This is a genomic window from Psychrobacter sp. Sarcosine-3u-12, assembly GCF_002836005.1.
GTDB classification, from domain to species: Bacteria; Pseudomonadota; Gammaproteobacteria; order Pseudomonadales; family Moraxellaceae; genus Psychrobacter; species Psychrobacter okhotskensis.
Genome location: NZ_PJBY01000110.1, coordinates 49,346 through 74,280, shown reverse-complemented (window position 1 = coordinate 74,280; position 24,935 = coordinate 49,346). Strand labels below are relative to the sequence as shown.

At 44.5% G+C, this 24,935-nt stretch carries 19 protein-coding genes; 9 read left to right on the top strand and 10 right to left on the bottom strand.

The window, feature by feature from the left end; translation table 11 throughout:
* The first annotated feature begins 38 nt into the window (after positions 1–38).
* The 5 genes from CXF65_RS13825 to rpiA all read left to right on the top strand — a co-directional run bounded on the left by CXF65_RS13825 (position 39) and on the right by rpiA (position 4,034).
* Positions 39–401: an ArsR/SmtB family transcription factor gene (locus tag CXF65_RS13825; RefSeq protein WP_101212640.1), complete on the top strand. Its 363-nt coding sequence runs from the start codon at positions 39–41 to the stop codon at positions 399–401.
* Positions 402–538: 137 nt separating this feature from the next.
* The gene (gene arsC, locus CXF65_RS13820; RefSeq protein WP_101212639.1) at positions 539–946 is read left to right on the top strand and encodes an arsenate reductase (glutaredoxin); all 408 of its coding nucleotides are present in this window, start codon (positions 539–541) and stop codon (positions 944–946) included.
* Positions 933–1,709 (top strand): arsenical resistance protein ArsH, encoded by a 777-nt coding sequence (gene arsH, locus CXF65_RS13815; RefSeq protein ID WP_101212638.1) that lies wholly within the window; start codon positions 933–935, stop codon positions 1,707–1,709. Before arsC ends, arsH begins: the two co-directional genes overlap by 14 nt.
* Positions 1,710–1,939: 230 nt before the next feature.
* Complete coding sequence (locus CXF65_RS13810; protein WP_101212637.1) at positions 1,940–3,250, top strand: arsenic transporter; 1,311 nt, start codon at positions 1,940–1,942, stop codon at positions 3,248–3,250.
* Positions 3,251–3,374: 124 nt separating this feature from the next.
* Positions 3,375–4,034: a ribose-5-phosphate isomerase RpiA gene (gene rpiA / locus CXF65_RS13805; RefSeq protein ID WP_101212635.1), complete on the top strand. Its 660-nt coding sequence runs from the start codon at positions 3,375–3,377 to the stop codon at positions 4,032–4,034.
* A 256-nt stretch (positions 4,035–4,290) separates the two neighbouring features.
* Here rpiA and argF read toward each other — a convergent pair whose 3' ends face one another.
* The 3 genes from argF to dnaB form a co-directional block, all read right to left on the bottom strand.
* Positions 4,291–5,208, bottom strand: a complete 918-nt coding sequence (gene argF, locus CXF65_RS13800) for an ornithine carbamoyltransferase (RefSeq protein WP_101212634.1) — start codon at positions 5,206–5,208, stop codon at positions 4,291–4,293.
* 186 nt (positions 5,209–5,394) lie between these two features.
* Positions 5,395–6,501: an alanine racemase gene (gene alr / locus CXF65_RS13795; protein WP_101212633.1), complete on the bottom strand. Its 1,107-nt coding sequence runs from the start codon at positions 6,499–6,501 to the stop codon at positions 5,395–5,397.
* A 98-nt stretch (positions 6,502–6,599) separates the two neighbouring features.
* Entirely contained in the window at positions 6,600–8,003 is a 1,404-nt protein-coding gene (gene dnaB / locus CXF65_RS13790) for a replicative DNA helicase (RefSeq protein WP_025651208.1), read from the bottom strand.
* Positions 8,004–8,340: 337 nt separating this feature from the next.
* On the opposite strand from dnaB, the gene pdxA reads away from it, so the two are divergent.
* The 4 genes from pdxA (at position 8,341) to CXF65_RS13770 (ending at position 12,051) form a co-directional block, all read left to right on the top strand.
* Positions 8,341–9,435: a 4-hydroxythreonine-4-phosphate dehydrogenase PdxA gene (gene pdxA, locus CXF65_RS13785; protein ID WP_101212632.1), complete on the top strand. Its 1,095-nt coding sequence runs from the start codon at positions 8,341–8,343 to the stop codon at positions 9,433–9,435.
* A gap of 145 nt (positions 9,436–9,580) precedes the next feature.
* A complete protein-coding gene (locus CXF65_RS13780; RefSeq protein ID WP_101212631.1) occupies positions 9,581–9,964 on the top strand; it encodes a hypothetical protein in 384 nt (127 codons plus the stop codon).
* A 323-nt stretch (positions 9,965–10,287) separates the two neighbouring features.
* The gene (gene rsmA / locus CXF65_RS13775) at positions 10,288–11,151 is read left to right on the top strand and encodes a 16S rRNA (adenine(1518)-N(6)/adenine(1519)-N(6))-dimethyltransferase RsmA (protein WP_101212630.1); all 864 of its coding nucleotides are present in this window, start codon (positions 10,288–10,290) and stop codon (positions 11,149–11,151) included.
* A gap of 63 nt (positions 11,152–11,214) precedes the next feature.
* On the top strand, positions 11,215–12,051 hold the full coding sequence (locus tag CXF65_RS13770) for a symmetrical bis(5'-nucleosyl)-tetraphosphatase (protein ID WP_101212628.1): 837 nt from the start codon (positions 11,215–11,217) through the stop codon (positions 12,049–12,051).
* A 114-nt stretch (positions 12,052–12,165) separates the two neighbouring features.
* Here the strand turns inward: CXF65_RS13770 and CXF65_RS13765 are convergent, their stop codons facing one another.
* The 7 genes from CXF65_RS13765 to ahcY form a co-directional block, all read right to left on the bottom strand.
* The gene (locus tag CXF65_RS13765; RefSeq protein ID WP_101212627.1) at positions 12,166–14,655 is read right to left on the bottom strand and encodes a site-specific recombinase; all 2,490 of its coding nucleotides are present in this window, start codon (positions 14,653–14,655) and stop codon (positions 12,166–12,168) included.
* Between the two features lie 399 nt (positions 14,656–15,054).
* On the bottom strand, positions 15,055–16,839 hold the full coding sequence (locus CXF65_RS13760; RefSeq protein WP_101212626.1) for an acyl-CoA dehydrogenase C-terminal domain-containing protein: 1,785 nt from the start codon (positions 16,837–16,839) through the stop codon (positions 15,055–15,057).
* 289 nt (positions 16,840–17,128) lie between these two features.
* Entirely contained in the window at positions 17,129–18,922 is a 1,794-nt protein-coding gene (locus CXF65_RS13755) for an acyl-CoA dehydrogenase C-terminal domain-containing protein (protein ID WP_025651196.1), read from the bottom strand.
* A gap of 563 nt (positions 18,923–19,485) precedes the next feature.
* Positions 19,486–21,198 carry a putative bifunctional diguanylate cyclase/phosphodiesterase gene (locus CXF65_RS13750; protein WP_227523280.1) on the bottom strand — a complete coding sequence of 571 codons (1,713 nt, stop codon included), beginning with the start codon at positions 21,196–21,198 and terminating at the stop codon, positions 19,486–19,488.
* A 191-nt stretch (positions 21,199–21,389) separates the two neighbouring features.
* Positions 21,390–22,256 carry a 16S rRNA (uracil(1498)-N(3))-methyltransferase gene (locus CXF65_RS13745; RefSeq protein ID WP_101212624.1) on the bottom strand — a complete coding sequence of 289 codons (867 nt, stop codon included), beginning with the start codon at positions 22,254–22,256 and terminating at the stop codon, positions 21,390–21,392.
* Positions 22,257–22,462: 206 nt separating this feature from the next.
* On the bottom strand, positions 22,463–23,311 hold the full coding sequence (locus CXF65_RS13740; protein WP_101212622.1) for a methylenetetrahydrofolate reductase: 849 nt from the start codon (positions 23,309–23,311) through the stop codon (positions 22,463–22,465).
* A 13-nt stretch (positions 23,312–23,324) separates the two neighbouring features.
* On the bottom strand, positions 23,325–24,749 hold the full coding sequence (gene ahcY, locus CXF65_RS13735) for an adenosylhomocysteinase (protein WP_101212621.1): 1,425 nt from the start codon (positions 24,747–24,749) through the stop codon (positions 23,325–23,327).
* Between the last annotated feature and the right edge of the window lie 186 nt (positions 24,750–24,935).

Genomic DNA, 24,935 nt, shown 5'->3' with positions numbered 1-24,935 from the left:
GTATTGAATTATTTCCATATGTCTGTATTATTGGACATATGGAAATAACAAATGCTATCGCAAGCTTCGCTGCGCTGTCTCAAGATACTCGTCTCAAAGCCTTTAGGTTACTTGTCAGTCAAGAGCCTGAGGGCTTGCCTGCGGGTGAGATAGCCCGTCAGCTGTCTGTGCCGCATAACACTATGTCGGCGCATTTATCGGTGCTGGCACGAGCAGGGTGGGTAGTGTCAAAACGCCAAAGTCGGCAAATAATCTATCGCGCCTCGTTGTCGCATATGGAGGCGGTCGTGCAGTTTTTATTGCAAGACTGCTGTGCGGGACATCCAGAGCTGTGTGCCTCGCTCATGGAAATTTTGAGTGGATGTGAGACTGCTAAACTTAATAATAAAGACAATCTGTAAAGTAAGCGCTAAGCCGATAGCTGACTCAATAACTATCTCTTAACTAATAGAAGTAGTAGAACTAATAGATTCTTAATAAACGTTTTCTGAACAAATATATTATTAATAACCATACCCATAAAATAGGTGAGATTGCTATGAAACCATTAATTTTTCATAATCCTAACTGCGGTACTTCTCGCAATACGTTAGCCATCATGAAGGCATCAGGCGAGCAGCCAAAAGTAGTGGAGTATCTGAAAAACCCGCCAACCCGTGATTACTTGGTTGAGCTATTGGCAAAAATGAACCTCTCGCCAAGAGAGTTGCTACGTAGTAAAGAAGCCATCAATGATGAGCTGGGCTTAGACAATCCTGAGTTATCTGATGACGACATTATCGATGCGATGATGGCCCATCCTATCTTAATTAACCGTCCTATCGTGGTCACGGATAAAGGCGCAGCGTTATGCCGACCTTCAGAGCGAGTGTTTGAATTGTTAGAAAACCCAGTGAGCAGCTTTACTAAAGAGGATGGAGAGGTTCTACATCATGGTAAAGGTTAATACAGGGCAATCTGACATACACGATTTATCCAATCTAGATGGCTTATTCAATCTAGATGACTTGCCCAATATTGATGCCAGTCAATTACAACCGATTGATATTGAGTCATTGATTGCGCCAAATGATCCGCGTCATCCGCCTAAAATACTAGTGCTATACGGGTCATTACGTGAGCGCTCGTTTTCGCGGCTGGCGGCTGAAGAGGCAAGCCGTCTATTACGTTGGTATGGCTGCGAGGTACGGATGTTTAATCCATCGGGTCTACCGCTGCCAGATGATGCTGATATCAATCATCCAAAGGTACAAGAGCTGCGCGAGCTGGCGCAGTGGTCAGAGGGTATGCTGTGGGCGAGTCCAGAGCGTCACGGTAGTATGACTAGCATTATGAAAGCACAAATCGATTGGATACCACTCGCACTGGGCGGCGTACGTCCAACCCAAGGCAAAACCTTAGCGGTGATGCAAGTCAGCGGTGGCAGTCAAAGCTTTAATACCGTCAATCAGCTGCGTATTCTTGGGCGCTGGATGCGTATGATTACTATCCCCAATCAATCGTCTATCCCTAAGGCCTTTTTAGAGTTTAATGACGATAATCGCATGGACAAGTCGCCCTTATATCTGCGTCTCGTTGATGTCTGTGAGGAGCTAGTAAAGTTTACTTGGCTCACTCGTGGACGCTCAGCTTATCTGACTGATCGCTATTCAGAACGGGTAGAAAGTGCCGAAGCAGTGTCGCAACGTGTCAATCAAAAGTCGATTTAGTCTTTTATATAGTTGACCCACTTTAAAAACGATACAGTACGGTTGGGATGAATTTTGTGCAGCATCGAAAGATAACAGCACGCAAGGAAAATTTATCCCAACTGCACGATAACATCAGCGTATCGATTTTATTTCGAACTGATTATAGATTCAATCGGCTAAACCAAATAGCTCAACAAAATCGGTTAAACCAATACGGTTAAAAAAGCCAGCTCAAATAAGGTTGCTCCATGCTCGCATTAATTATCTTTATCGTGACTTTGGTTTTGGTGATATGGCAGCCTAAAGGATTAGGCATTGGTTGGAGCGCGCTGGGTGGGGCTTTAATCGCCTTAGCTTTTGGCGTGGTGCAGTTATCCGATGTCGGTATTGTATGGGACATCGTCTGGGATGCAACCTTTACTTTTGTGGCGCTAATTATCATCTCGCTTATCTTAGATAGAGCGGGATTTTTTGGTTGGGCGGCGCTACATGTGGCCAGACTTGGCAATGGGCAGGGACGGTTGTTGTTTCCCATGATTGTGATACTGGGCGCATTTATCTCCGCGTTTTTTGCTAATGATGGTGCCGCGTTACTACTAACACCGATTGTCATCGCTATATTGCTACGTCTTAATTTTTCACCGCCATCTGCGTTGGCTTTTATCATAGCCACTGGCTTTATCGCTGATACCGCCAGCCTGCCGTTAGTGACTTCTAATCTGGTTAATATTGTTAGCGCCAATTATTTTGATATTGGCTTTGGACGTTATGCAGCAGTCATGGTGCCGGTAAATATTGTCTCTGTCATCGCGACATTAGCAGTGCTATGGGTGGTATATGCCCGCCAAATTCCAACACACTATTCTATTGCCAGTCTTAGTGCACCTGCATCCGCTATTGAAGATCCGATGGTGTTTAGGGCAGCTTTTCCGCTATTAGCATTATTAATGGTTACTTATTTCGCGACTGAATCACTAGGTATTCCTATTTCCCTCGTCACTGGCGCTGCTGCACTGCTGCTAATAGCTATTGCAGGGCGCTGTTGGCAAGGTGGTCGGGGTGCTATTGTTTCTGTATCTGATGTCGTACGTAAAGCGCCTTGGCAAATCGTGTTGTTTTCAATCGGTATGTACTTAGTCGTTTATGGCTTGGGTAACGCAGGATTAACGGCTTATGGTGCTCAAATACTTAACTGGTTAGGGCAGCAGGGCAATGTTATCGCTACAGTAGGGACTGGATTCCTTTCGGCTATCGTGGCTTCTATCATGAATAATATGCCATCGACCTTAGTGGGCGCACTGGCTATTGATAGTGCGCAAGTACCCGCAGCCACTCGTGAGCTGATGATTTATGCTAATGTGATTGGTAATGATTTGGGACCGAAATTTACGCCTATCGGTAGTCTGGCGACTTTATTGTGGCTCCATGTATTGGCAGAAAAAGACTATAAAATAAGCTGGGGGCAGTATATGAAAATCGGTCTGCTCATTACGCCGCCAGTATTACTAGTCACGCTGTTGGCCTTGGTGTTTTGGTTGCCTTATCTGTCTTCATTTTAAAAGTTGAGTAAATGACTTGCGATTAGTGTGGCTATTACGCTGACATATATCAAAGTCATCGGTTATAATAGCGGCGCATTTTACCTTTTTTACAATGATACGTTTATTCTGCCAAGGATTTATGATGAGTGATCAGCAAGTACAGAAACAAGCCGCAGCCAAAGCTGCTCTAAGCTATATCGAAGACGACATGATACTTGGAGTAGGCACAGGCAGTACGGTGAACTGTTTGATTGAATTGTTGCCGACCATCAAGCTTGCTGGCGCGGTTGCAAGCTCGCAGGTGACGGAAGACAAACTTCGTGCTTTTGGTATTGAAATCGTTGATTTGAACTTTGCTGGCACGCTAGATGTCTATATTGATGGTGCTGATGAAGTTAATGCCCATTTACAATTGATTAAAGGCGGTGGTGGTGCACTGACTCGTGAAAAAATCGTCGCTGCAGCGTCCAATAAGTTCATCTGTATGGTTGATGAGAGTAAGAGCGTTGAGATATTGGGTCGCGAGTTCCCCGTACCGATAGAAGTACTACCACAAGCGCGCTCGTATGTGGCACGTCAATTGGCTCGTCTAGGCGGTGATCCTGTTTACCGTGAAGACTTTGTGACTGATTATGGTAATGTAATTTTAGATACTTATGATTTGGATGTTAGTAATCCGATAGCGCTTGAGAAAGAGTTGAACAATATCGTTGGGGTCGTCTGTAATGGTATCTTTGCTGCCAACCAAGCCGATGTATTATTAAAAGCGGGCAGTACTGGCGTAACGACCTTTACCCGTTAAAGGGCTTGTTAACTGACTAATAATTGTTGGGCGACAATAAAAAGGCAGACCACAATAGATGTGATCTGCCTTTCTTATATGGTTTATTTTATAATTACTTCGGGCAGAGGTTTTTTATGCAGGTATAGTTAGCGAAAAGTAATATCAATAAATGACGCACTGCTGATATCAATTTTCTTTGCTTGCTGTGCCTGCGCAGACAGAGGCTACAAAAAATTGATATCAGCAATACCGTAGCGATTTTAGGATATTTTGACTATAGTTTAATCTTATCTTTTAATAAAAATTCCATCAGTGCTTTTTGGGCATGCAAGCGGTTTTCTGCTTCGTCCCACACTACTGAACGCGGGTCATCAAGCATATCGTGAGAAATCTCTTCACCGCGGTGCGCTGGCAAGCAGTGCATAAATACCACGTCAGGATCGGCTTTATCGAGTAGTGAAGGTGTCACTTGATAAGAGGCAAAACGGCGTGCACGAGTGTTTTGTTCAGACTCTTGCCCCATACTGGCCCAGACATCGGTGACAATCAAATGAGAGTCTTTCGCTGCCTCTTGAACGTCTTCCACAATACTAACGCAATGCGAGAAGCGTTTCATCAGTTCAGGGTCAGGCTCGAAGCCATAAGGCGCCGCTACACGTAACTCAAAGCCAAATTGATTGGCCGCTTGCATGTAAGAAGCACACATATTGTTGCCGTCACCAACCCACGTGACGATTTTATTTTCGATACTGCCGCGATGCTCATAATAGGTCTGCATATCAGCCAAGAGCTGGCAAGGATGAAAGTCATCGGTAAGGGCATTGATAATAGGCACGCTTGAGTATTCAGCAAAGGTTTCAACTTTCTCATGACCAAAGGTACGAATCATGATGATATCAACCATACTAGAGATAACGCGAGCTGAATCTTCTAATGGCTCACCGCGTCCTAGCTGGGTATCGTTGGGTGACAAAAAGATAGCACTACCGCCAAATTGCCCCATACCAGTCTCAAATGAGATGCGCGTACGAGTGGACGACTTCTCAAAGATCATGCCGAGCGTACGACCCACAAACGGTTGATATATCTCACCGGCGTGTTGCATCTTGCGCAACTCGCTGGCGCGTTTGATTAGGTTTTCTAGTTCTTGTTGGGTTAAATCAGATAAGGTCAAAAAATGGCGCAAACTCATAGTAATCCTAGCAGTCGATCGCGGTCAATGAAACGTCATCAGTCTGTAATAGCATTGCGTCAGTGCGTATGCTGGGGTGACAACAAACTTTTAGTATAGCGCAATTAGTCTTAATGTAAATGTCCAATTTTTCTGCGCCTAATATACCCATCATTCGAGTGTTAAGTTTATGGTTACCTTGCGATATTAAGCTTGTATACGGTTTGGCCTTAAGCTGAGACGGCATAATAGCTCGTAGCTAATGGTGCCAGCGTGGGCAGCGACTTCGTCAACGTGTGGCGCATCGCCCCAGAGTATGACCTTACTATTCAACGCGGTATCTTCTGGTACGCTACTGACATCAATGACGATCATATCCATGGCTACTCTTCCAAGTACCGCACATCGGTAGCTTTGATGATTTATGCTATCTATGACAGAGACGTAAGCGTCGTCGCTGACCACACGCGGATAGCCATCACCGTAGCCGATACTGACCAGTGCCGTTTTGGTGTCCTGTTGTGCGGTCCAGCGGCTACCATAACCAATGGCATCTCCTAGATCGACCGTCTGCAGTGCCATAATCTGGGCGCTAAACTCCATCGCTGGCTGCAAACCCAATTCTTGCGCATTTTTATCAATGACGGGGGCACTACCATATAAGATGATGCCGGGACGTACCCAGTCGTAATGGTGCTCTGAGAAATTGACGATACCGGCTGAATTGCATAAGGAACCTTTAATATCGGCGCTAATGGTTGCTTGCAACGTACTTAACACCTCCGAAAACCGCTGAATCTGTAGCACGTTTAATGGATGAGTGCGGTCATCGGCATTGGCAAAGTGAGTCGTTAAAATAAGCTGATAACCTGCTTTATGTAACTGTATAGCCGCTGCAATCACACCTTCTGCATTGAAGCCCAAGCGGTTCATACCAGTGTTGTATTTAATCCAAACTACTCTGGTTGCGCTATCAGCGGCTGGCATATTGTCCAACGCCCACTGCAACTGCTGGTTATGATGAATCACGCAGCTAATATCATGCTCAATCGCTTGTTGCCACTCATCAGCGGTAAAGGCACCTTCGATTAAACCAATGGTTTTATCCCAGCCCAATTGTCTGGCTTCCAGCGCCTCAGTTAAGGTTGCAACGCCGATACCATCAGCTTGTGATAATGCGGGCAGTACCGCTGCGATTCCGTGCCCATAAGCATTGGACTTGACCATAGCGAGGACTTTAGACTGGGGTGCCAGTTTTTTAACTTGGTTAAGATTATGAGTGATGGCTTTTGGTTTAATAGTAATGGTGCGCATAATCGGCTTCTTTATCAGCAAAGTTATAAAGCCAGTGAAACATCGATCAACTGATGAATCACTGGCCTTTTTATTAATCGTTATTTATTGATGGATACTTATTCATCATTTTCGAAACTCGCGTTTTGATAGTATTCTGGCGTCAGGTTAATAAAGCGGGTAAATTGCCCTTCAAAGCCCAAACGTAGGGTACCGATAGGGCCGTTACGCTGTTTACCAATGATGATTTCAGCCACGCCTTTGTGATCTGAGTTTTCATTATAAACCTCATCGCGATAGATAAACATAATCAAATCGGCATCCTGCTCAATCGCGCCCGATTCGCGCAAATCCGACATGATAGGGCGCTTATTGGGGCGGTTTTCTAGACTGCGGTTAAGCTGTGATAAGGCGATGACGGGGCATTCAAGCTCACGTGCTAGCGCCTTGAGACTCCGTGAAATCTCAGAGATTTCCCCAACACGGTTGCCATCAAGATTAGGGACTTTCATCAACTGTAAGTAATCGACGACGATAGCGCCAAGTTTGCCATCATGGTTTTTTGCAATACGGCGGCAGCGTGAACGCATCTCAGATGGTGGCAAAGCAGTACTATCATCAATATAAAGGTGCTTAGATTGCAAGTGTTGAATGGCATTCATCATTTTTGCCCATTCATCTTCATTCATTTGCCCAGAACGGAGATGCGTCTGATTAATCGCGCCCCATGAGGACAGCAAACGCATGACGATAGACTCTGCGGGCATTTCCATCGAAAATACCACCACGGGCAAATCTTCATTAAATAAAATCCCTTCTGCCAAGTTCATGGCAAAGGTGGTTTTACCCATAGAAGGACGCGCCGCTACGATGATTAAGTCACCTGCTTGCAAGCCTTGCGTTTTGTTATTCAACTCCGCAAATGGCGTTTGTAGACCAATCATGCCGTCTGGATTGGACTTTAGCTCTTGAATTTTATCAATAACGTTGGTCAAAACCGCGGTAATGCCGACGGGTCCACGCTGCTCAGCGCGTTTGTTATGCTGCTCATTGATACTGAATATCTTGCCCTCGACGCTGTCCAAAATATCACTGACGGTTTGGTCTTTGGGATTATAGGCCAGCGTTAGCATCTCGTTGCCAGTCGTGATCAATTGGCGTAGGGTAGACAGCTCACGTACGCGCTGGGCGTAGGCGGTCAGGTTGAATAAGGTGGCAGGGCTTTGGCTCAAGATGTCGGCCAAATAACTGTCACCGCCCGCACTTTTTAGCAGTTTCTGTGCTTCTAGCCAATCATGAACCATGACCGTATCGTAAGGCTCGTTGACCGCCGCTAGATGAGCAATGGCATCAAAAATATACTGGTGCCGCCCCGCATAAAAATCGTCTTTGGTGACGATATCTGCAATCTTGTCATACGCCTCTTCGATACTCATCAAAGACGCGAGCAAGGCCTTTTCAATATCAATATTGTGCGGCGGTGTCTGATTGAGTAAGTCGTCGGTTTTTTCTTTATCTGCCATGAGTGCCTAATATGTCAAAAGTCGTATAAAAAAGGGTGTGAAAAGTGTTTAATATAAATGCTTATTTTAGCAATGATACAGCAAAGCAAGCGCGCTGCACTTCTACGACAGTAGTACCAAAAGGTGGTCTCAGCGTTTGCTTAAAAATGTTAAAATGAGAAACGAAAGTTTAACACATAATGCACTTTTTTCAGACGCTATAAACAACTATCTAACCTAAATCAGGGTTGTAATACGTAAAGAAATCGTTTATACAATGTGAATATAAATATTTTTTCTAACAATAAAAATAATAATTAAATCAAATACTTATTTTGAATATAAAGGGGTTGCTATTATGCAAGATACACAAAAAAAACTGCCATTATTAATCACAACCGGTGAACCGGCAGGCATTGGTATGGATGTGGTACTGCTATTAGCGGCTGCGGGCAAGTTGCAAGATTTTGAACGTCCAATATGGGTCACGGCAGATAGCACCGCTATACAAACGCGGGCAAACGAGCTTGTGGTGGCTGGTGTGCTCGAAAGCTGTCCTGCTTGGCAAATACTGGATGTAAATATAGAAGCTGATGATTTTTTAAGTCAACTATCACAGCAAACTATGGATAGCGATAGTGCTTTTATCCTGCTGAATACGCCTTGTGCTGCGCCAGTCGTTCGTGGAAAAATCGACATTAACAATTCAGCGATGGTTGCCAAGCAATTAGCAATTGCCCATCAGATGGCAACCAACCAAACAGTCGCTGCTATCGTCACAGGGCCATTGCAAAAATCAGCGTTGATAGATGCTGGTATAAAGTTGCTCGATGGCACGATGTTTAGTGGTCATACTGAATTTTTTATGCAGCAAAGTGGCTGTGAGAAAGTCGTGATGATGCTCGCTAATCAAGCGATGAAAGTGGCGCTCGTCACCACACATTTAGCATTAAAGGATATTCCTGCCGCCATTACCGCTGAGAATGTGCGGCAAACGGTACAAATTGTCATTGATGATATGCGCGAGAAATTCGGCTTAACGCAGCCGCGTATTTTGGTCTGCGGTCTCAATCCGCATGCAGGCGAGGGCGGGCATTTGGGCGTTGAGGAAATTGAGATTATCAATCCCGTATTGCATGAGTTTATCGATGCGGGCGTCGATATATCAGAGGCAATGCCAGCGGATACCTTGTTTACACCAAGACATTTGGCAAATTGCGATGCGGTGATTGCGATGTATCATGACCAAGGTTTGCCGGTGCTCAAATCGCACGGCTTTGGCGATACGGTCAATCTAACCTTGGGTTTGCCTTATATCCGTACTTCTGTCGATCATGGTACGGCGCTTGATTTAGCAGGCTGCGGCGGTGCGAGTGCGACCAGCTTATATCAAGCGTTGAATATGGCTAATGAAATGGCAGACAAATCGCTTATTAATAGACCTCTGGCATAAGTCGGTGCCTTAGCGAGATTTATCGCGCAGTATTTATTGGTTAGCTTTATCGTAAATAATGACTATTTATAAATCATTGAACATACCCTGATATAAGTGGTTCCATTATACAAAAATTCTATTACTCGTCATCCAAGCAAACAACATGGAGAAAGTTTTGGTGATTAGATTACTTATACTACTTTTGTTTCTTTGCTTAGCATCAGCTTGTAGTAGTGAAGTAAAACAACCATTCAGTTTGGATTACCTATACAGTGCAGATCCTACAGCTGATGCTCTGAAAGCTATTTCGAAGGGTGATTTACACGTTTATGCCACTTACAGTGGTGGTCCCTACACTCCCGAAATAAAGCGAGGGTGCGTTAGCGATGAAAATATTGTTCCAATAAGAGGAACGTCACATGGATATGAAACTTATAAGCAGCATCAATTCAATACTTCAGCGGATTTATACGCTAAATATTATAATTTTCAAATTAAAGCTTATCTCATTAGAAACGGAGATAAATGTTTGAGCTGGACAGACTAAGGTTAATGAGATCATCCCATATTCTGTGTAACAGCCATTTAGATTAAATGCTTACTAATACGCTCATCAAATATAATCACTCTTATATGAATAAGGGCGGTTGTTTAGTGAGGACTTGAACTTTATCCTGTAGACTAATAGTATCAATGGTTTAAGAACAAAAAAGGCTCTGCGTCGGTTGCGCTAATGTATGAGCAGTTTACCGATAAAATTTCTCAAAAATACAGCAAATTTATGAGCTGTGCTATAATTTGTCATTATAAAGCCAATATATCACTGGCATCGACTTATCGACCCTTTTTTTTACCTATTAAGACTTTTTTATGTCCAAGACTCCGTTTGATGCTCAAACTATTTCCAACAGCTTAAAAGCTGCCAAACACCAACCGCGTAAACGCTTTGGTCAAAACTTCTTACATGACCGTAGTGTTATCCGTGAGATTGTTGAGAGCATTCGTCTAGAGCGTGATGATAATTTAATCGAGATTGGGCCAGGAATGGGTGCGCTGACTGAGCCATTATTGGCAGAAGTCGATGCGATGACCGTGGTAGAGCTGGATCGTGATTTGGCCGATAGCCTTCGTATCCGTATCGGTGCCAATAGCCATCCAAATTTTACGATCATCAAAGACAATGCCATGCACGTTGATTATCGTGAGCTCTATAGCCCTGAGCGTGGCAAACTACGTGTGGTGGGTAATTTACCGTATAACATCTCTACACCGATACTTTTTCATCTGCTCAGTTATGCTGATGTGATTCAAGACATGCACTTTATGTTGCAAAAAGAAGTGGTCGAACGTATCACCGCTGATGTCGGCAGCAAAACCTATGGTCGCTTGTCGGTCATCATGCAATATCACTGTGATACCGACTATCTATTGACTGTGCCACGTGGCGCATTTAATCCACCACCAAAGGTCACCAGCGCAGTCTTTCGCCTGACCCCGCATATCAATAAGCCAATAGTGGCAGAAGACGAAGAGTATTTCGCCGTTGTCGTGCGCGAAACCTTTAATCATCGTCGTAAGACACTACGTGCTATTTTTAAGAAGTCTACCTTGTTGCCGACATTGAGCGAAGAAGACTTTGCTACTTGCGCTATTGATCCACAAGCGCGTCCCGAGACCTTGAGCGTAAAAGACTTTGTCAATTTGAGCAATCAGGCGCGCAAAATAGAGGTTTAATTCATCATTCAAAAATATTTATTTAGAAATAAAAAAAGTCATTAGATAGAGATATGAGGGTTTATGAGCTTTCGCCACCAGTACGTCATCGGTGATCTGCAAGGTTGTTATGGGGCGTACCTTAATCTACTCGACACATTAGATTTTGACTCTGCGCAGGATAAGTTGTGGTTTGCAGGTGACTTGGTGGCACGCGGCGAAGACTCGTTGAATACCTTGCGTCATGTAAAGGCGCTTTGTGAGCAAGGCGCAGCAGCGACAGTACTAGGTAATCACGATATTAATTTGATCGCTGTTTGGCGCGGCGCTGCAAAGCTCAAGAAAAAAGACAAAACAGCTCCTATTTTTGCCGCCGATGATTGTGATGAGTTGTTAAACTGGCTACGCCATCAGCCAGTATTGGCTTATCCTGATGAGCAGACGGTATTGGTACATGCTGGTATACCGCCGCATTGGACTATTGAAGCAGCCGCAGACTATGCCCAGCAGTTAGAGGCGCAACTGCGAGGCAGCTTAAAACAGCTTGATCGATTGTTGCCGAACTTATATAGCAAGACCGCTGATGAGTGGCATTCAGACATTGATGGCTTTACCAAGATGCGGGCGATTGCAAATTACTTTACGCGTATGCGTTTGTGCAAGCAGGATGGTTTGCTCGAGTTTAGCTTTACAGCAAGTTTAGATGACTCGATGCCAAAAGACTTTTTGCCATGGTTTGAGTGGCAAGTACCGCGCACGCGTAAGATATTATTTGGTCATTGGGCGGCATTAAAAGGTGAGGTCGATTTACCACATGCCCGCGCCTTGGACGGTGGCTGCGTCTGGGGTAATTACTTATTGGCTTATCGATTGGGCGATGAAGATGTCATTACCTCAAGTGCCCATTGTCATCCGCCATAACGGCTGGATTTGCTAGCCATAGCTGTAGAAACAGTTGGCTGTAACTGTTTCTATAAAAAAATCATCTGCTAGACAATAAAAGAAGCGATTATATAAGCCACCAAAACTGCCGATTTAACTGGGCAACTTAGGTGGCTTTTTCGGTTTTGGCAGTGGGGTTTTGGCATCGCCTGCGTTTTTGCTATCAGAGTCAGCATTCCCTGTCTCATCACTACTCACTTCATCGCTGTTAGCCGCCAGGCTATCAAGGGTTTTCGTAGTTTTATCATATTGAATATCATCGGTGTATGGCACACTATTGAGATCGTCATCCAGCAGACCATCATCGAGATCTACTATTTTTTTGGCCATGGTTTGATTCGCGGTGTTGTGCGCTTCACGATTACCCGTCGTAGGATCAAAGTTATTGTCAGCTGTCTGATTGTCGTATTGTATGTCGGTCACTGCTGGATCATTTTGCATATTGCCTTGCATTGATTTGGGTAGTATTTTTACGTCCGATAAACGTCGTACCACATAATTACTGGGTAAGGGCTTGCCGCCTTTTTGCGCTGAGGTATCGTCAAAAATCATGCGACCTTGGCTATCGATACGCGCATATTTCATGGGTTTATCACGTGGCCAAAAGAAGTCAGATGGATGACTGATAATGTGACCAAACACCAGTTTGGTCAGGCGACCCCATTCAAAGAAGCGCACTTCTTTTGAGCGTAGCGCCACGAACAAGGCGAGGGAGAAGCTGACCATTAAGTTGACGATACCGATAAGGGCGACACCAAGAATGGACAGTAAGATGACGTTCCAGCTGATTTGATCGGCAGGCATGTTGAATAACCCATGTGCCAAGTTGGCTGAGGCAAAGGCAATATGGCGAATATCAATGGGTAAGCCAAAGATAAAACCAATAGTGGCGGTGCTACCTAAAAATACGCCGAATAAGAAGTTGCCCATGATGGCACCCAAATTGGCTTCTACAAAGCCGCCTAAACGCTGTAACCATGATTTGGGAAGCAGGAACTTTAGCAACTTATGGCGCTGTATACGGGCGCCAACATGATTATAAACCGCTAAATTATCGTAATAGCCAGCGATCAAACCCGATAAAAATAAATACACACCAGCGATAGCAGCATGGGGCAGGGCGAGCGAGCGAAAAGGGTCGAGATCATGGAGGAGATGGCCCGCCTTCTCGGTATCAATCATCGGTGTGCCCGTATATTGCAGCCAAGCAAAAGAGATGATAAGGGCAACGGGTATCGCCACCATCACATTACCCATAATAGCGATAAATTGGGTACGCAAAATATCAACGACCAATTCTGACAGCTTGGTCAGCTGTCGAGATTTTTTACCAGAGCCGTCTGATATGGTGGAGGCAATAGCCGCCGCTGTCATGGCAGGCTGCTTGGTGGCGACCGTACCGCGAATGACATGAATAAAAACAAAGCCCAAACCATAAATCATACTATTAATAAATGCCCGACCCATCGGTGCGAGGGCCAAATGATAAGCCAGTATCTTGGTGGTCGCCATAAAAGCAATGATAAAGCCCCCAATTGAGGCTTTTTTGAACATTTCCTGATAACCGGCCTTATCAGTACTAATGTAATGCTCACCGACGCGGCTTGCATTTTCTGTCACTTTTCGCGAGAGTAACTTGGTATTATTATCGATCAAATAACCGATACTATAGCGACGATTGGCGGTGGTAATCAGCGTTTGGATGAGTTCAATGACGGCAAGATCACGCTTGTTATAATCATCAGTCACCAGCTCAGTCAAGATACGCATACGCTGCAAGCTTTGGTCTAGACGTAGCATCATATTGGTCAGACGAATAGAAATACCCGTCTTATAAATACGTTTACGCACCGTGGCAACGATGTCTTCGCACTGCTCAATCATGACGAGCAACGGCGCTGGATCGACCGCTTTTTCGGGGGTAATATCAGTCAAGGTATCAAGCTCATGCGCCTGTCTATATTGATTGACGAACAGTACTGCTTCTTGATTTTGTGCTACAAAAGACGCTGAGTAGTTTAATATTTGGGGGTAAGATTCCATCAAATCAGGGTGCAGACCGATACCACTGATGCGATAAGACAAAATGATAATCGCGTTTAAAATACTATTTTTCGCCGTAGCGACCAGATCTAAATGCGCTTCTTCGACTCTGATTAATTCAACCAGCTCATCCCACTTTTCTTTGTCGATATTGGCCAACCAGCGCTCGTCAGAGCGCTTATCAAATAAATAACCAACCAGCTCAACAACGGAGTCCTCTTGCGGCAGTAATGGCAAAAAGCGATGACCGACTAAACGCCGCAAACTGTTAAAAAATCCTTGATCCGACATGATGCCCGTGTCGGTATAGAGCGCAATTTGCCGGTATTGGATAATGAGTTTTAGTACAAAGCTTGCCAGCCCGTCTCCATATTCTGGATGATGGCGTAAGATATCAATCAAATCCTGAATGTTTTCATTGGCGAGCGCAGGCTCTTTATCGCTCACCCGTAGCTCATCTATTAAGCGTTTTAGTACCGCAGGATCGGGTACATCACTTAGCGCCGTAATCTGCTGTAAAATGCGTTTTAATTCTGGCACGTCGCATCCTCTATCATGGTGGTTTTAGCCGTTTTTATTGTTAGGTTTCGAATATTTTTTTTGTTAGGTTCCAAACAGTGTTATTTGGTATACCGTATAGGCTATGCTAAAAACTTGGTCATCTTATGAAGTCACTCGAACGCTATAGTCAAGGAATTTTAGAATCGCTGCAAGGCGACCGACCGCAGATAGTACACTGAGTACATCTAGGGCGGGTAACACCGTAGCGGTTTAGAAATGCTCTGACTATAGTTTGTCTTGCGTTATTCTAATCGGAACCATGCATTGATAGTGAGTTATTTTGTTAGCAGTTATGCTGAAAATATTTTTGGCAAAAAAAGGGACAGTAGCGTAACTGTCCCCTTATTTAAAATCTTATAGAATGGCGATGACGGCTATTTAGCTAGCAGGTACATCAAAGTAGTCAAGATCAAAGTTCATCATCGGATCGCTACCTGCTTTTACCATTTGCGCATGCGCATCGATACGTGGCAAGACACGACCGACAAAGTAATCAGCCAGTTTGGCCTTGTTGGTGTAGAACTCGCCCTCTTGACCGTTAGCGGCTTCCACCATCAATGCAAACATGTACGAATAGCACAGATAGCCAAAGGCATGCATATAGTCAACAGCACAGCCATTGATTTCGTTTTTACGCTCGCCAATATTAGCCAGTACCGTTTGGGTAAGAGTTTCTATCGTATCCGCAGCCTCTAGGGTTGCTTGTTTGATCGCATGATCCGCTTGCATATTATTGACGAAATCACGAATCTCACCTAAGAAGTGGGTGACGTATTTGCCATTATTTTTTGCCACTTTACGACCTAGTAGGTCAAGTGCTTGAATACCGTTGGTGCCTTCATAAATCTGGGCAATACGCGTATCACGAACGATCTGCTCCATACCCCATTCGCGAATATAGCCATGACCGCCGAAGACTTGCTGACAATCAACCGTGGCTTCTAAGGCTTTGTCGGTCAAAAATGCCTTGGCAACTGGCGTCAGTAGGGCAACGCGAGCGGCAGCAGCAGCAGCTGCTTCTGGATCGGTACTAAATTTTTCTTCATCAAGGTTTTTGGCGACATACATTGCAAAACAGCGTGATGCTTCAGTATTGGTCTTAGCATTTAACAGCATGCGGCGGACATCGGCGTGATGAATAATCGCGTCAGCTGGTTTTTCTGGGCTTTGTAGTTGGGTGTCGCTACGGCCTTGACCACGGTCATTGGCATACAGTGCCGCGTTTTGGTAAGCAAGCTCAGAACCACCAAGTCCTTGCAGACCCATGGTGACACGCTCATAGTTCATCATGATGAACATAGAAGACAGACCCGTGTTTTCAGCACCAACCATCCAGCCTTTTGCATTGTCAAAGTTCATGACGCAAGTGGCCGACGCTTTGATACCCATCTTATGTTCGATAGAACCAACAGCCAAGGTATTACGCTCGCCCAAGCTGCCATCTTCTTTGACCAAGAATTTTGGTACGACGAATAAAGAAATGCCTTTTGAGCCTTCTGGGGCGTTAGGCGTTTTTGCCAATACTAAGTGAATAATATTATCAGTTAGGTCGTGTTCACCACCTGTGATGAAAATCTTAGTACCAGAAATCTGATAGCTACCATCATCATTTGGCACCGCTTTGGTCTTGATAATACCTAAGTCAGTACCGGCATGTGGCTCTGTTAGGCACATGGTACCAGCCCATTCGCCGTTATACATTTTTTCTAGATAGGTTTGTTTCTGTTCTTCTGAACCGGCAGCATTAAGACACAATGTGGCGCCAACAGTCAAGTTAGGGTAGAGGGCAAACGATTGGTTGGCAGTGAAAACCATCTCTTCGGTCAGCATAGTGACCATTTTTGGGAAGCCTTGACCACCGTATTCAGCGTTACCGCTTAAACCAACCCAGCCAGATTCGGCATATTGTTTATAAGCGTCTTTGAAACCTGTTGGCGTAGTGACAACGCCATCACCCTGAAAAGTAGCACCTTCTTCATCGCCACTACGGTTAATAGGTAGCAGAACGTTTTTGGTCAGTTTTGCCATTTCTTCTAAAATCATATCGACAGTGTCCATGTCAACATGAGCCAGATTGTCGTTGTTTTGCCAAAATTCATTCGCTTTAAAAACATCATTTAAGATGAAGCGCATGTCATTAAGAGGGGCATTATAAACAGCCATAAACATTCCTTTGGTTCAATTGAATAAAAATTAAATACGTTAAGGTTATCGGTTGTTCTTTTTGAGTTAACCTTAATGGTCAATAGCTAAAGTTTAGCAAATTAGAGGCTTAGCTTGTGTATTTCTTCGTGAATTGCGCGTACACCAAAAATGTTTTTTTGGCAAATAATCGTTTTTATAAGCGCAACTGTATCGCAATAAGCAAATCGGCAACACACCTTGGTATGTTGCCGATTTTAATTACAATAGTGATGTTCATTAAGCAAATATTGGATCTACTTAGGGCTTATTAAAAAGCAAATTGATCAACATCCATCGTCATGTACGGTTCAACGCCAGTAGCGATACGCTGTACGTGAGTAGTGGTACGTGGTAATAGTTTTGCAAAGTAGAATTGTGCGGTTTTAATCTTGGCATCATAGAATGCTTGCTCGCTGCTACCGTTAGCGATTTCAGTTTGCGCGACCAATGCCATACGAGCCCATAAGTAGGCTAGAGTGACGTAACCACTGAAGTATAAGTAATCAACTGCCGCGCCGCCGACTGCATCTGCGTTTTCAGTCGCTTGCATACCGATACGTGACGTCAAATCGCCCCATTCTTTTAGATGCTTGGCAAGTGGACGGATAAACTGACCCATCTCGTCATTGTCACTGTTTTCTTCACAGAACGTTTGGATGATTTGTACGAAGTTGGCAAGCAATTTACCTTGTGAACCCAACACTTTACGACCTAAGAGGTCGAGTGCTTGTATTTCAGTAGTACCTTCATAAAGACAAGCAATACGTGTATCACGGACGTTTTGTTCCATGCCCCATTCGCTGATAAAACCATGACCGCCATAGACTTGTACGCCATGGTTAGCCGCTTCTAGACCAGTCTCAGTCAAGAATGCTTTAGCAATTGGTGTCAATAATGACAGCATTTGGTCAGCAAATTTCAGGTTGTCGCCTTCGCCTTTGGCAACGGTATCCGCAAAATGCGAGAGGTAATAAACTAGGGCACGACCGCCTTCTGCAAAGGCTTTTTCGGTCAACAACATGTTACGAACCGCTGGATGGACGATGATAGGGTCGGCCACTTTTTCTGGCGCTTTAGCACCTGATAGTGAACGCATCGCTAAGCGGTCTTTGGCATAAGTCAGTGAGCCTTGGAACGCATACTCTGCTGCCGTTAAACCTTGAACTGCCGTACCGATACGAGCGACGTTCATAAAGGTAAACATGCACTGTAAACCACGGTTCTCAGGGCCAATCAAGTAACCAGTTGCGCCATCAAAGTTCATGACACAAGTCGCTGAGGCTTTGATACCCATTTTGTGCTCGATAGAACCACAAACGACTTTATTGTTCTCACCCAAGCTGCTGTCTTCGTTGACCATGACTTTAGGAACGATAAACAACGAGATGCCTTTGGTGCCAGCAGGAGCGCCTGGTAGACGAGCCAAAACGATGTGAATAATGTTATCGGTTAAGTCATGCTCACCAGCTGAGATAAAGATTTTTTGACCAGTGATGCTATAGCTACCATCTTCTTTTGGCTCAGCTTTGGTACGAATGATACCCAAGTCAGAACCTGCATGCGCTTCAGTCAAGCACATAGTACCTGACCATTCGCCAGTGACCATTTTTTCTAAGTAAGTTTGTTTTTGGGCATCAGTACCATGATGTTCAATGGTCTGGATGGCACCATGTGATAGGCCAGGGTACATAGAGAATGACCAGTTAGCTGTACCAACCATCTCATTAATGACCGTCGATAATGAAAACGGCATGTTTTGACCACCGAATGCTTCTTCAGCAGACAACGCTGGGAAGCCAAGCTCACAATACGCTTTGTATGCTTCTTTAAAACCTTTTGGCGTGGTAACAGCGCCATTGTTAAACTGACAACCTTCAGCATCACCGCTTTGATTCAGTGGTGATAGCTCATTTTCAGCAAAGCTCGCTGCCATCTCAAACAGGCTGTCCATCAACTCGCGATCTGCTTCTTGGAACGCAGGCAAAGTTTTGTAGTGACTTTCGCTGTCGAGTAACTCATGCATCACGAATTGAATGTCACGTAAGGGCGCTTTGTATTGCATAACTTCCTGTCCTTTTTGGAATGCAATCGAGACCAATAGCTGGTTATCCTGTCTCATGCGCTAAAGTTTCGCGCATGAGACAGAACTGACTGTATCCGAAGTGTCTACTGGAATGGTAGAGACGGATACGGCTCATCTAAGGTGTCGATTGTATAAAATAGTATTGAAACGAATGGTGATTGTTAAAGTCAGTTTAATGTTCAATTGGCTCTAACAAATGCACCATAAAAGATAGGCTTTCATAGGCGATTATACAAGTTTAGTGACAGCACTGATAAGTCATGAACCTACCTTGCATCCGTTATGCAATCAACGTTAGGCGAAAAAAATGAATGATAATAATCGACTAAAAAACTAGCGAGTCATTTTTACAAAAAGATTTGAATTTGTCTTCAATCTGGACAAAAAAGGGATTAATAAGCTAGAAAGGGCAAAATCGACGAAAAATGGTATTAAATAAGTTGTTAATATCATTATGTTAACTGCCTTACTGACTTTAGTTTGCTGATATTTCTCTTGCCCTTTACTATCATTACCAAAGTCAATATATATCTTAAGATGTCTTATTTGGATGAGTACTGCTGCCTTAGCAGTTCGGTTGCGATATCAGCAGTCACTGGTTTGCCGAACCAATAGCCTTGCCCGTACTGGCAACCCATGTCTAATAGTAAATCACGCTGCTGCTCGGTTTCGATACCTTCAGCGATAACTTGCATGTCAAGTGCCACTGCCAAATCTAAAATTGCCTTGACGATGGCGTATTGAGTACGGTTGGTTTCAATCTTTGATATAAAACTTTTATCGATTTTGATAAAGTCAAAAGGGTATTCTTGTAAATAGCTTAAAGATGCATAACCTGTGCCGAAGTCATCTAGCGCCAAACAAATCCCCAACTCTTTTAGTAAATCGAGCTGTTTCTTGACATTGGCATGGCGTTGTATCAATGAGGATTCTGTTACTTCAATATGCAATTGTTGAGCGCTGATGTCGTACTGTAAAAACAAGTTGCTGACCATTTCATAAAAATCAGGATGGCTAAATTCAGCAGCATCCGCATTGATACAGATATGCTGATCGAAGCCAAGTTTTTGCCAAATTGATAGCTGTTGTGCAATTTGGACTGCCATTTGTGAGAATAGCTCAAACGACAGTTTGTGAGTAATGATGGCGTTCATAAAGTGGACAGGTTTTAGCAGTCCGCGAGTGGGGTGCTGCCAACGTACCAGCGCCTCAAAGCCAGTGATGGCTCCGGTATCTAAGGCAAACTTGGGTTGATAGTAGGGTATAAACTGAACTTCATTGCTGGCTGCTCTAAGCTCGGCCTCTAGCTGTAAACTATTGGCAGTCGCTTCGCTGATTGCTTTATTGTACCAACAGATGTCGTCGCCACCTTGTTGCTTCACATAATGTAAGGCCTTCTCGGCTTTGGTCAATAGCCCCGCCATTTCGTGATCATTTTCAGGGAAGTAACTGACGCCAACGGAGATGTGACAATAAATGTCCGCATCTTCGGCTGGCTCATCATTGATAGAGAACGGATGCTCACACATTTGCATCAAGCTATCTAGCTGATTACGTACGGTATTGGCGTCATTACATTCGAACAATAAAGCAAAATCATCACCACCAAAATGAGAAAAACAGCGTAAGTTGTCAAGCTTTAAGGTTTTGACCCGCAGTACAAAGTTCTCTATGAGTGTATTGATACCGTCAGGGCCGAGTAGGCTGGCAAGATTGCGATAACGATCAATATTAAGACGTACAATCACCACCTCTTGATAACTCTCTAACAACAGCTCACTGGTCTGACTCAAAAACACCTTGCGATTGGGCAAGCCGGTCAGTTGATCGTAATTAAGCAGATGATCCACTTGTTTTCTGTCCTCGACAACAGACGACATATCACGAACCACACCGACATAATAAGCCGTTTGCCCCACATAGATTCTGCGATAAGTAATGTGACAGTTTAGGACTTGTCCATAGCGATTCGCCATCGAAAAATCGATTTCATGAAATCCTTCGCTGTCTAAGGCTTTGGTGAGATCATGTAAAATTGCTTGCTCTTCTTTTGATAAGAATTCAGCCGCATATATACCAAGCGGTCGGCCCAGCAAAAAAGATTCGCTGTAACCAATCATAATCTCATAAATGGCATTGACTGATAGATAACGAAAGTCTGCATCTAGGATAAAGATGGCGTCTTCAGATTGCTCGCATAACTGGGTCAACAGTTGCTGCTTGTCCGAGAGTGGAAGCGTGGTAAAAGTAGTCATAGTTGGACTCATTAAATCAACATCAAGCCAAAAAAGTTAGCCAGTTTTTGCTAGACATAACCTTGGTAAATCATATCGTAAGCTTAGCGGTACAAGTTATACCCCCAGCGTGCAAGGCAATGAAAAGGGTCGTATCAGCACGCTTCGTTTACCCTAGCTATCAGCATGATATTGGCAATAACATTTTGTCGTTAATAACGAAGCGCGTGCAATGTCGCCAAGGCAACGACCGGCGCAGTCTCAGTGCGCAATACGCGATGGCCAATTTGCCAAGGCGCAAAGCCCATTGCTTGTGCTTGTGCGCGCTCATCATTACTCAGACCACCCTCGGGGCCGATGAGCAACTCTACGTAGGGTTTATCTCTTTTTAGTGCAATTGATAGCGTCTCTGGCCGCAAAGGTTGTCCTGCTGCTGGCACGCTCAGTTGCAAACGTAAATCTGCCGGTTGCTGTAATACTTGATAATAAGAATCTTGGCTCAGCTCAGCTACTATAGGGCTGACCACCATTTCTTTTTCGTTTAATTTTTCGCTAGCGGCTATATTTAATAGCCAGTCATCAATCGATAATGGCGCAAGAATAAGTGGTGGGCGATTGAGGCCGCATTGCTCACAGGCGGCGATAGCGACTTGTTGCCAATGCGCCAACTTTTTTTCAACTTGTGCGGGTTTGAGGTTGACCTCGCCATGATGACTGCTGAGGAGTTGGATCGCAGTAACGCCAAGCTCGGTAGATTTTTGAATGGCATAGTCCATGCGTTCGCCACGACTCATCACCAGCCCGATTTTAGTTAATATAGAAGCGCTGCGGTCATTCTCGATCTGGGTCAGTAAAGTCGCTGTGGCATTTTTTTTACTAATTGCTTGTAGCTGTACCTGATATTCGCCGCCAAAGCCATCGAACAAAATGCCTTGGTCACCGATATTTGCGCGTAGTACCCGGCACCAATGATGGACAATACTGTCTGTTAATTCGACACTAGCACCCATAGGCAAGGTGCTAAGTTTGGGGAAGGGGGTGTTCGTATCGTTACTGGAGGCATAAAAAAAACGTCGCACAGTCGCTTAATCCTTTAATTGAACAATAATCCATCCCAATATATTAGCAGAATATGAGCTGAGAAGAGAGGGGTATTGTTACAGGTGTTTGGGGAATAAAAACAGCTCAAATAAGGCTGTCCTTAGCATAAGATGAGTCATCAGCAAAACAAAAAAACTGGCGCTCCTAAGAACGCCAGTCATTAAGCAATACATTCGGTCAATATTTAAGCAATCAAACCTAACGCTTCAACCAAACGCTTGTTTGGCTCAACCTTATTCATGCTATAAAAATGCATGGCAGGTACGCCCTCGGCAATCAAGCGCTCACATAAACGATAGACCACATCAAAGCCGAACTCGCGAATAGCGGTGCGGTCATCGCCAAAATCTGCCAAGCGCTTACGCACATAGCGAGGAATATCAGCACCACAGCTATCGGCAAAGCGTACGAGATTGCTAGAGTTGGTAATCGGCATAATGCCTGCGACTAACGGCTGCGCTACTGTATCGATACCGCGCTTCTCTAACGTATCACGCAGATATAAATAACTATCCGCGTTATAGAAAAACTGGGTAATTGATGCATCGGCACCAGCCTGATATTTATTGACTAAGTTGTCAACATCAAACTCAAAGCTACGCGCTTGTGGATGCATCTCAGGATAGGCTGCCACCTCGATACGAAAATGATCACCTGAATATTCACGGATAAACTTCACCAAGTCTAACGCAAACGGTAGCTCACCCATACCTACTTGACCTGAGGGTAAGTCACCACGCAGGGCGACCAAACGCTGGATGCCTAAGCCTTTATAAAGATCGAGCAGTTCGGCGATTTGACTTTTATCATCACCGATACAAGACATATGCGGCGCAATATCAGTCTCACCGCGCGCGCACAAAGCTTGGACAATATCCAAAGTGCGGCTACGGGTTGAACCGCCCGCACCGTAGGTCACTGAAAAGTAAGCAGGTGATAGCTTATTCAGCTCATCATAAGTGCTGAGGAGCTTTTCATGTCCTTGCTCGGTTTTGGCTGGGAAAAACTCAAAGGAGAAAGCAGGCTTAGTCACAGTCTGACTCCTATTAGTATTTATAAGCGTCAGGCTTAAACGGACCTTCGACAGGTACGCCTAGATACTCGGCTTGCTTTTCAGTCAGTTTCGTCAAAGTACCGTTAAAGCCTGCAACCATCGCCGCCGCGACTTCTTCGTCGAGTTTTTTCGGTAACACTTTGACATATAAATTATCAAAGCGCTCATCGACTGGCAGCTCAGCGAATTTTTCTTCAAATAAGTACATTTGTGCCAATACTTGGTTAGCAAATGAGCCATCCATCACGCGTGATGGGTGACCAGTGGCATTACCTAAGTTCACCAAGCGACCTTCAGCAAGCAAAATCAAATAATCGTTTTCGTCATCCGAGCGGAACACTTGATGCACTTGTGGCTTAATCTCAACCCAGCGCCAGTTGTCACGCATAAACTGCGTATCGATTTCGGTGTCGAAGTGACCGATGTTACAAACGACGGCACCCGGTTTCAATGCTGCTAGCATGTGACGATCACAAACGTGATAGTTGCCAGTAGTGGTAACAATCAAATCAGTGTCTTCTAATAGGCGAGTATTGATGTTTTCTGCACCGCCGGTGTTATCGCCGTTGATGTAAGGTGACAATACTTCATAGCCGTCCATACAGGCCTGCATAGCACAGATAGGATCAACTTCTGAGACACGTACGATCATGCCTTCTTGACGTAAGCTTTGCGTTGAGCCTTTACCCACATCACCATAACCGATGACTAGCGCACGGCGACCGGCAAGGAACATATCGGTAGCACGTTTGATGGCATCATTTAAGCTATGACGGCAGCCGTATTTGTTGTCATTTTTAGACTTGGTAACCGCGTCGTTAACGTTGATAGCCGGTACTTTTAGCGTACCCTTATTTAGCATTTCAACCAAACGATGGACACCTGTAGTAGTTTCTTCAGAGATACCATGGATGTTATCAAGCATTTGGGCATAATCGTTATGAATCAAAGCAGTCAAATCACCGCCGTCGTCCAAGATTAAGTTAGCATCCCAAAGTTGACCTGAGGCTTCGCCGTCAACATGGATTTGTTGACGTAAGCACCACTCGTACTCTTCTTCGGTTTCGCCTTTCCAAGCATAAACAGAGATACCAGCAGCAGCAATCGCCGCAGCAGCATGGTCTTGAGTTGAGAAGATGTTACATGAGGTCCAGCGTACTTCCGCACCTAGCGCGACAAGCGTCTCAATAAGGACAGCCGTCTGAATGGTCATGTGGATACAGCCAGCGATTTTTGCGCCTTTAAGCGGTTGGTCGGCTTCGTAGCGACGACGCAAACCCATCAGGGCAGGCATTTCGGCTTCAGCTAGGGTGATTTCATGGCGACCGTAATCAGCAAGGCTAATGTCGGCAACTTTATAGTCAGTGAAAGAGGGGTCGATCGTATGGGCAGATGGGGTGTTAGACACTGCGTCCATAATATGCTCCTATCAGTTAATAGATAAAAAGAATAAAAACGCAGGTGCCGTTATTTGCGCTGTTCATAACCCAAAATGGTCATAAACAGTTAACCGAGCCTAACATAACAAATGATTTGCAAAGCGATAAAGCTTATATGCAATAAAATTTATTATGGCGCAACACCTCTCGGAGGTCGTTATTGT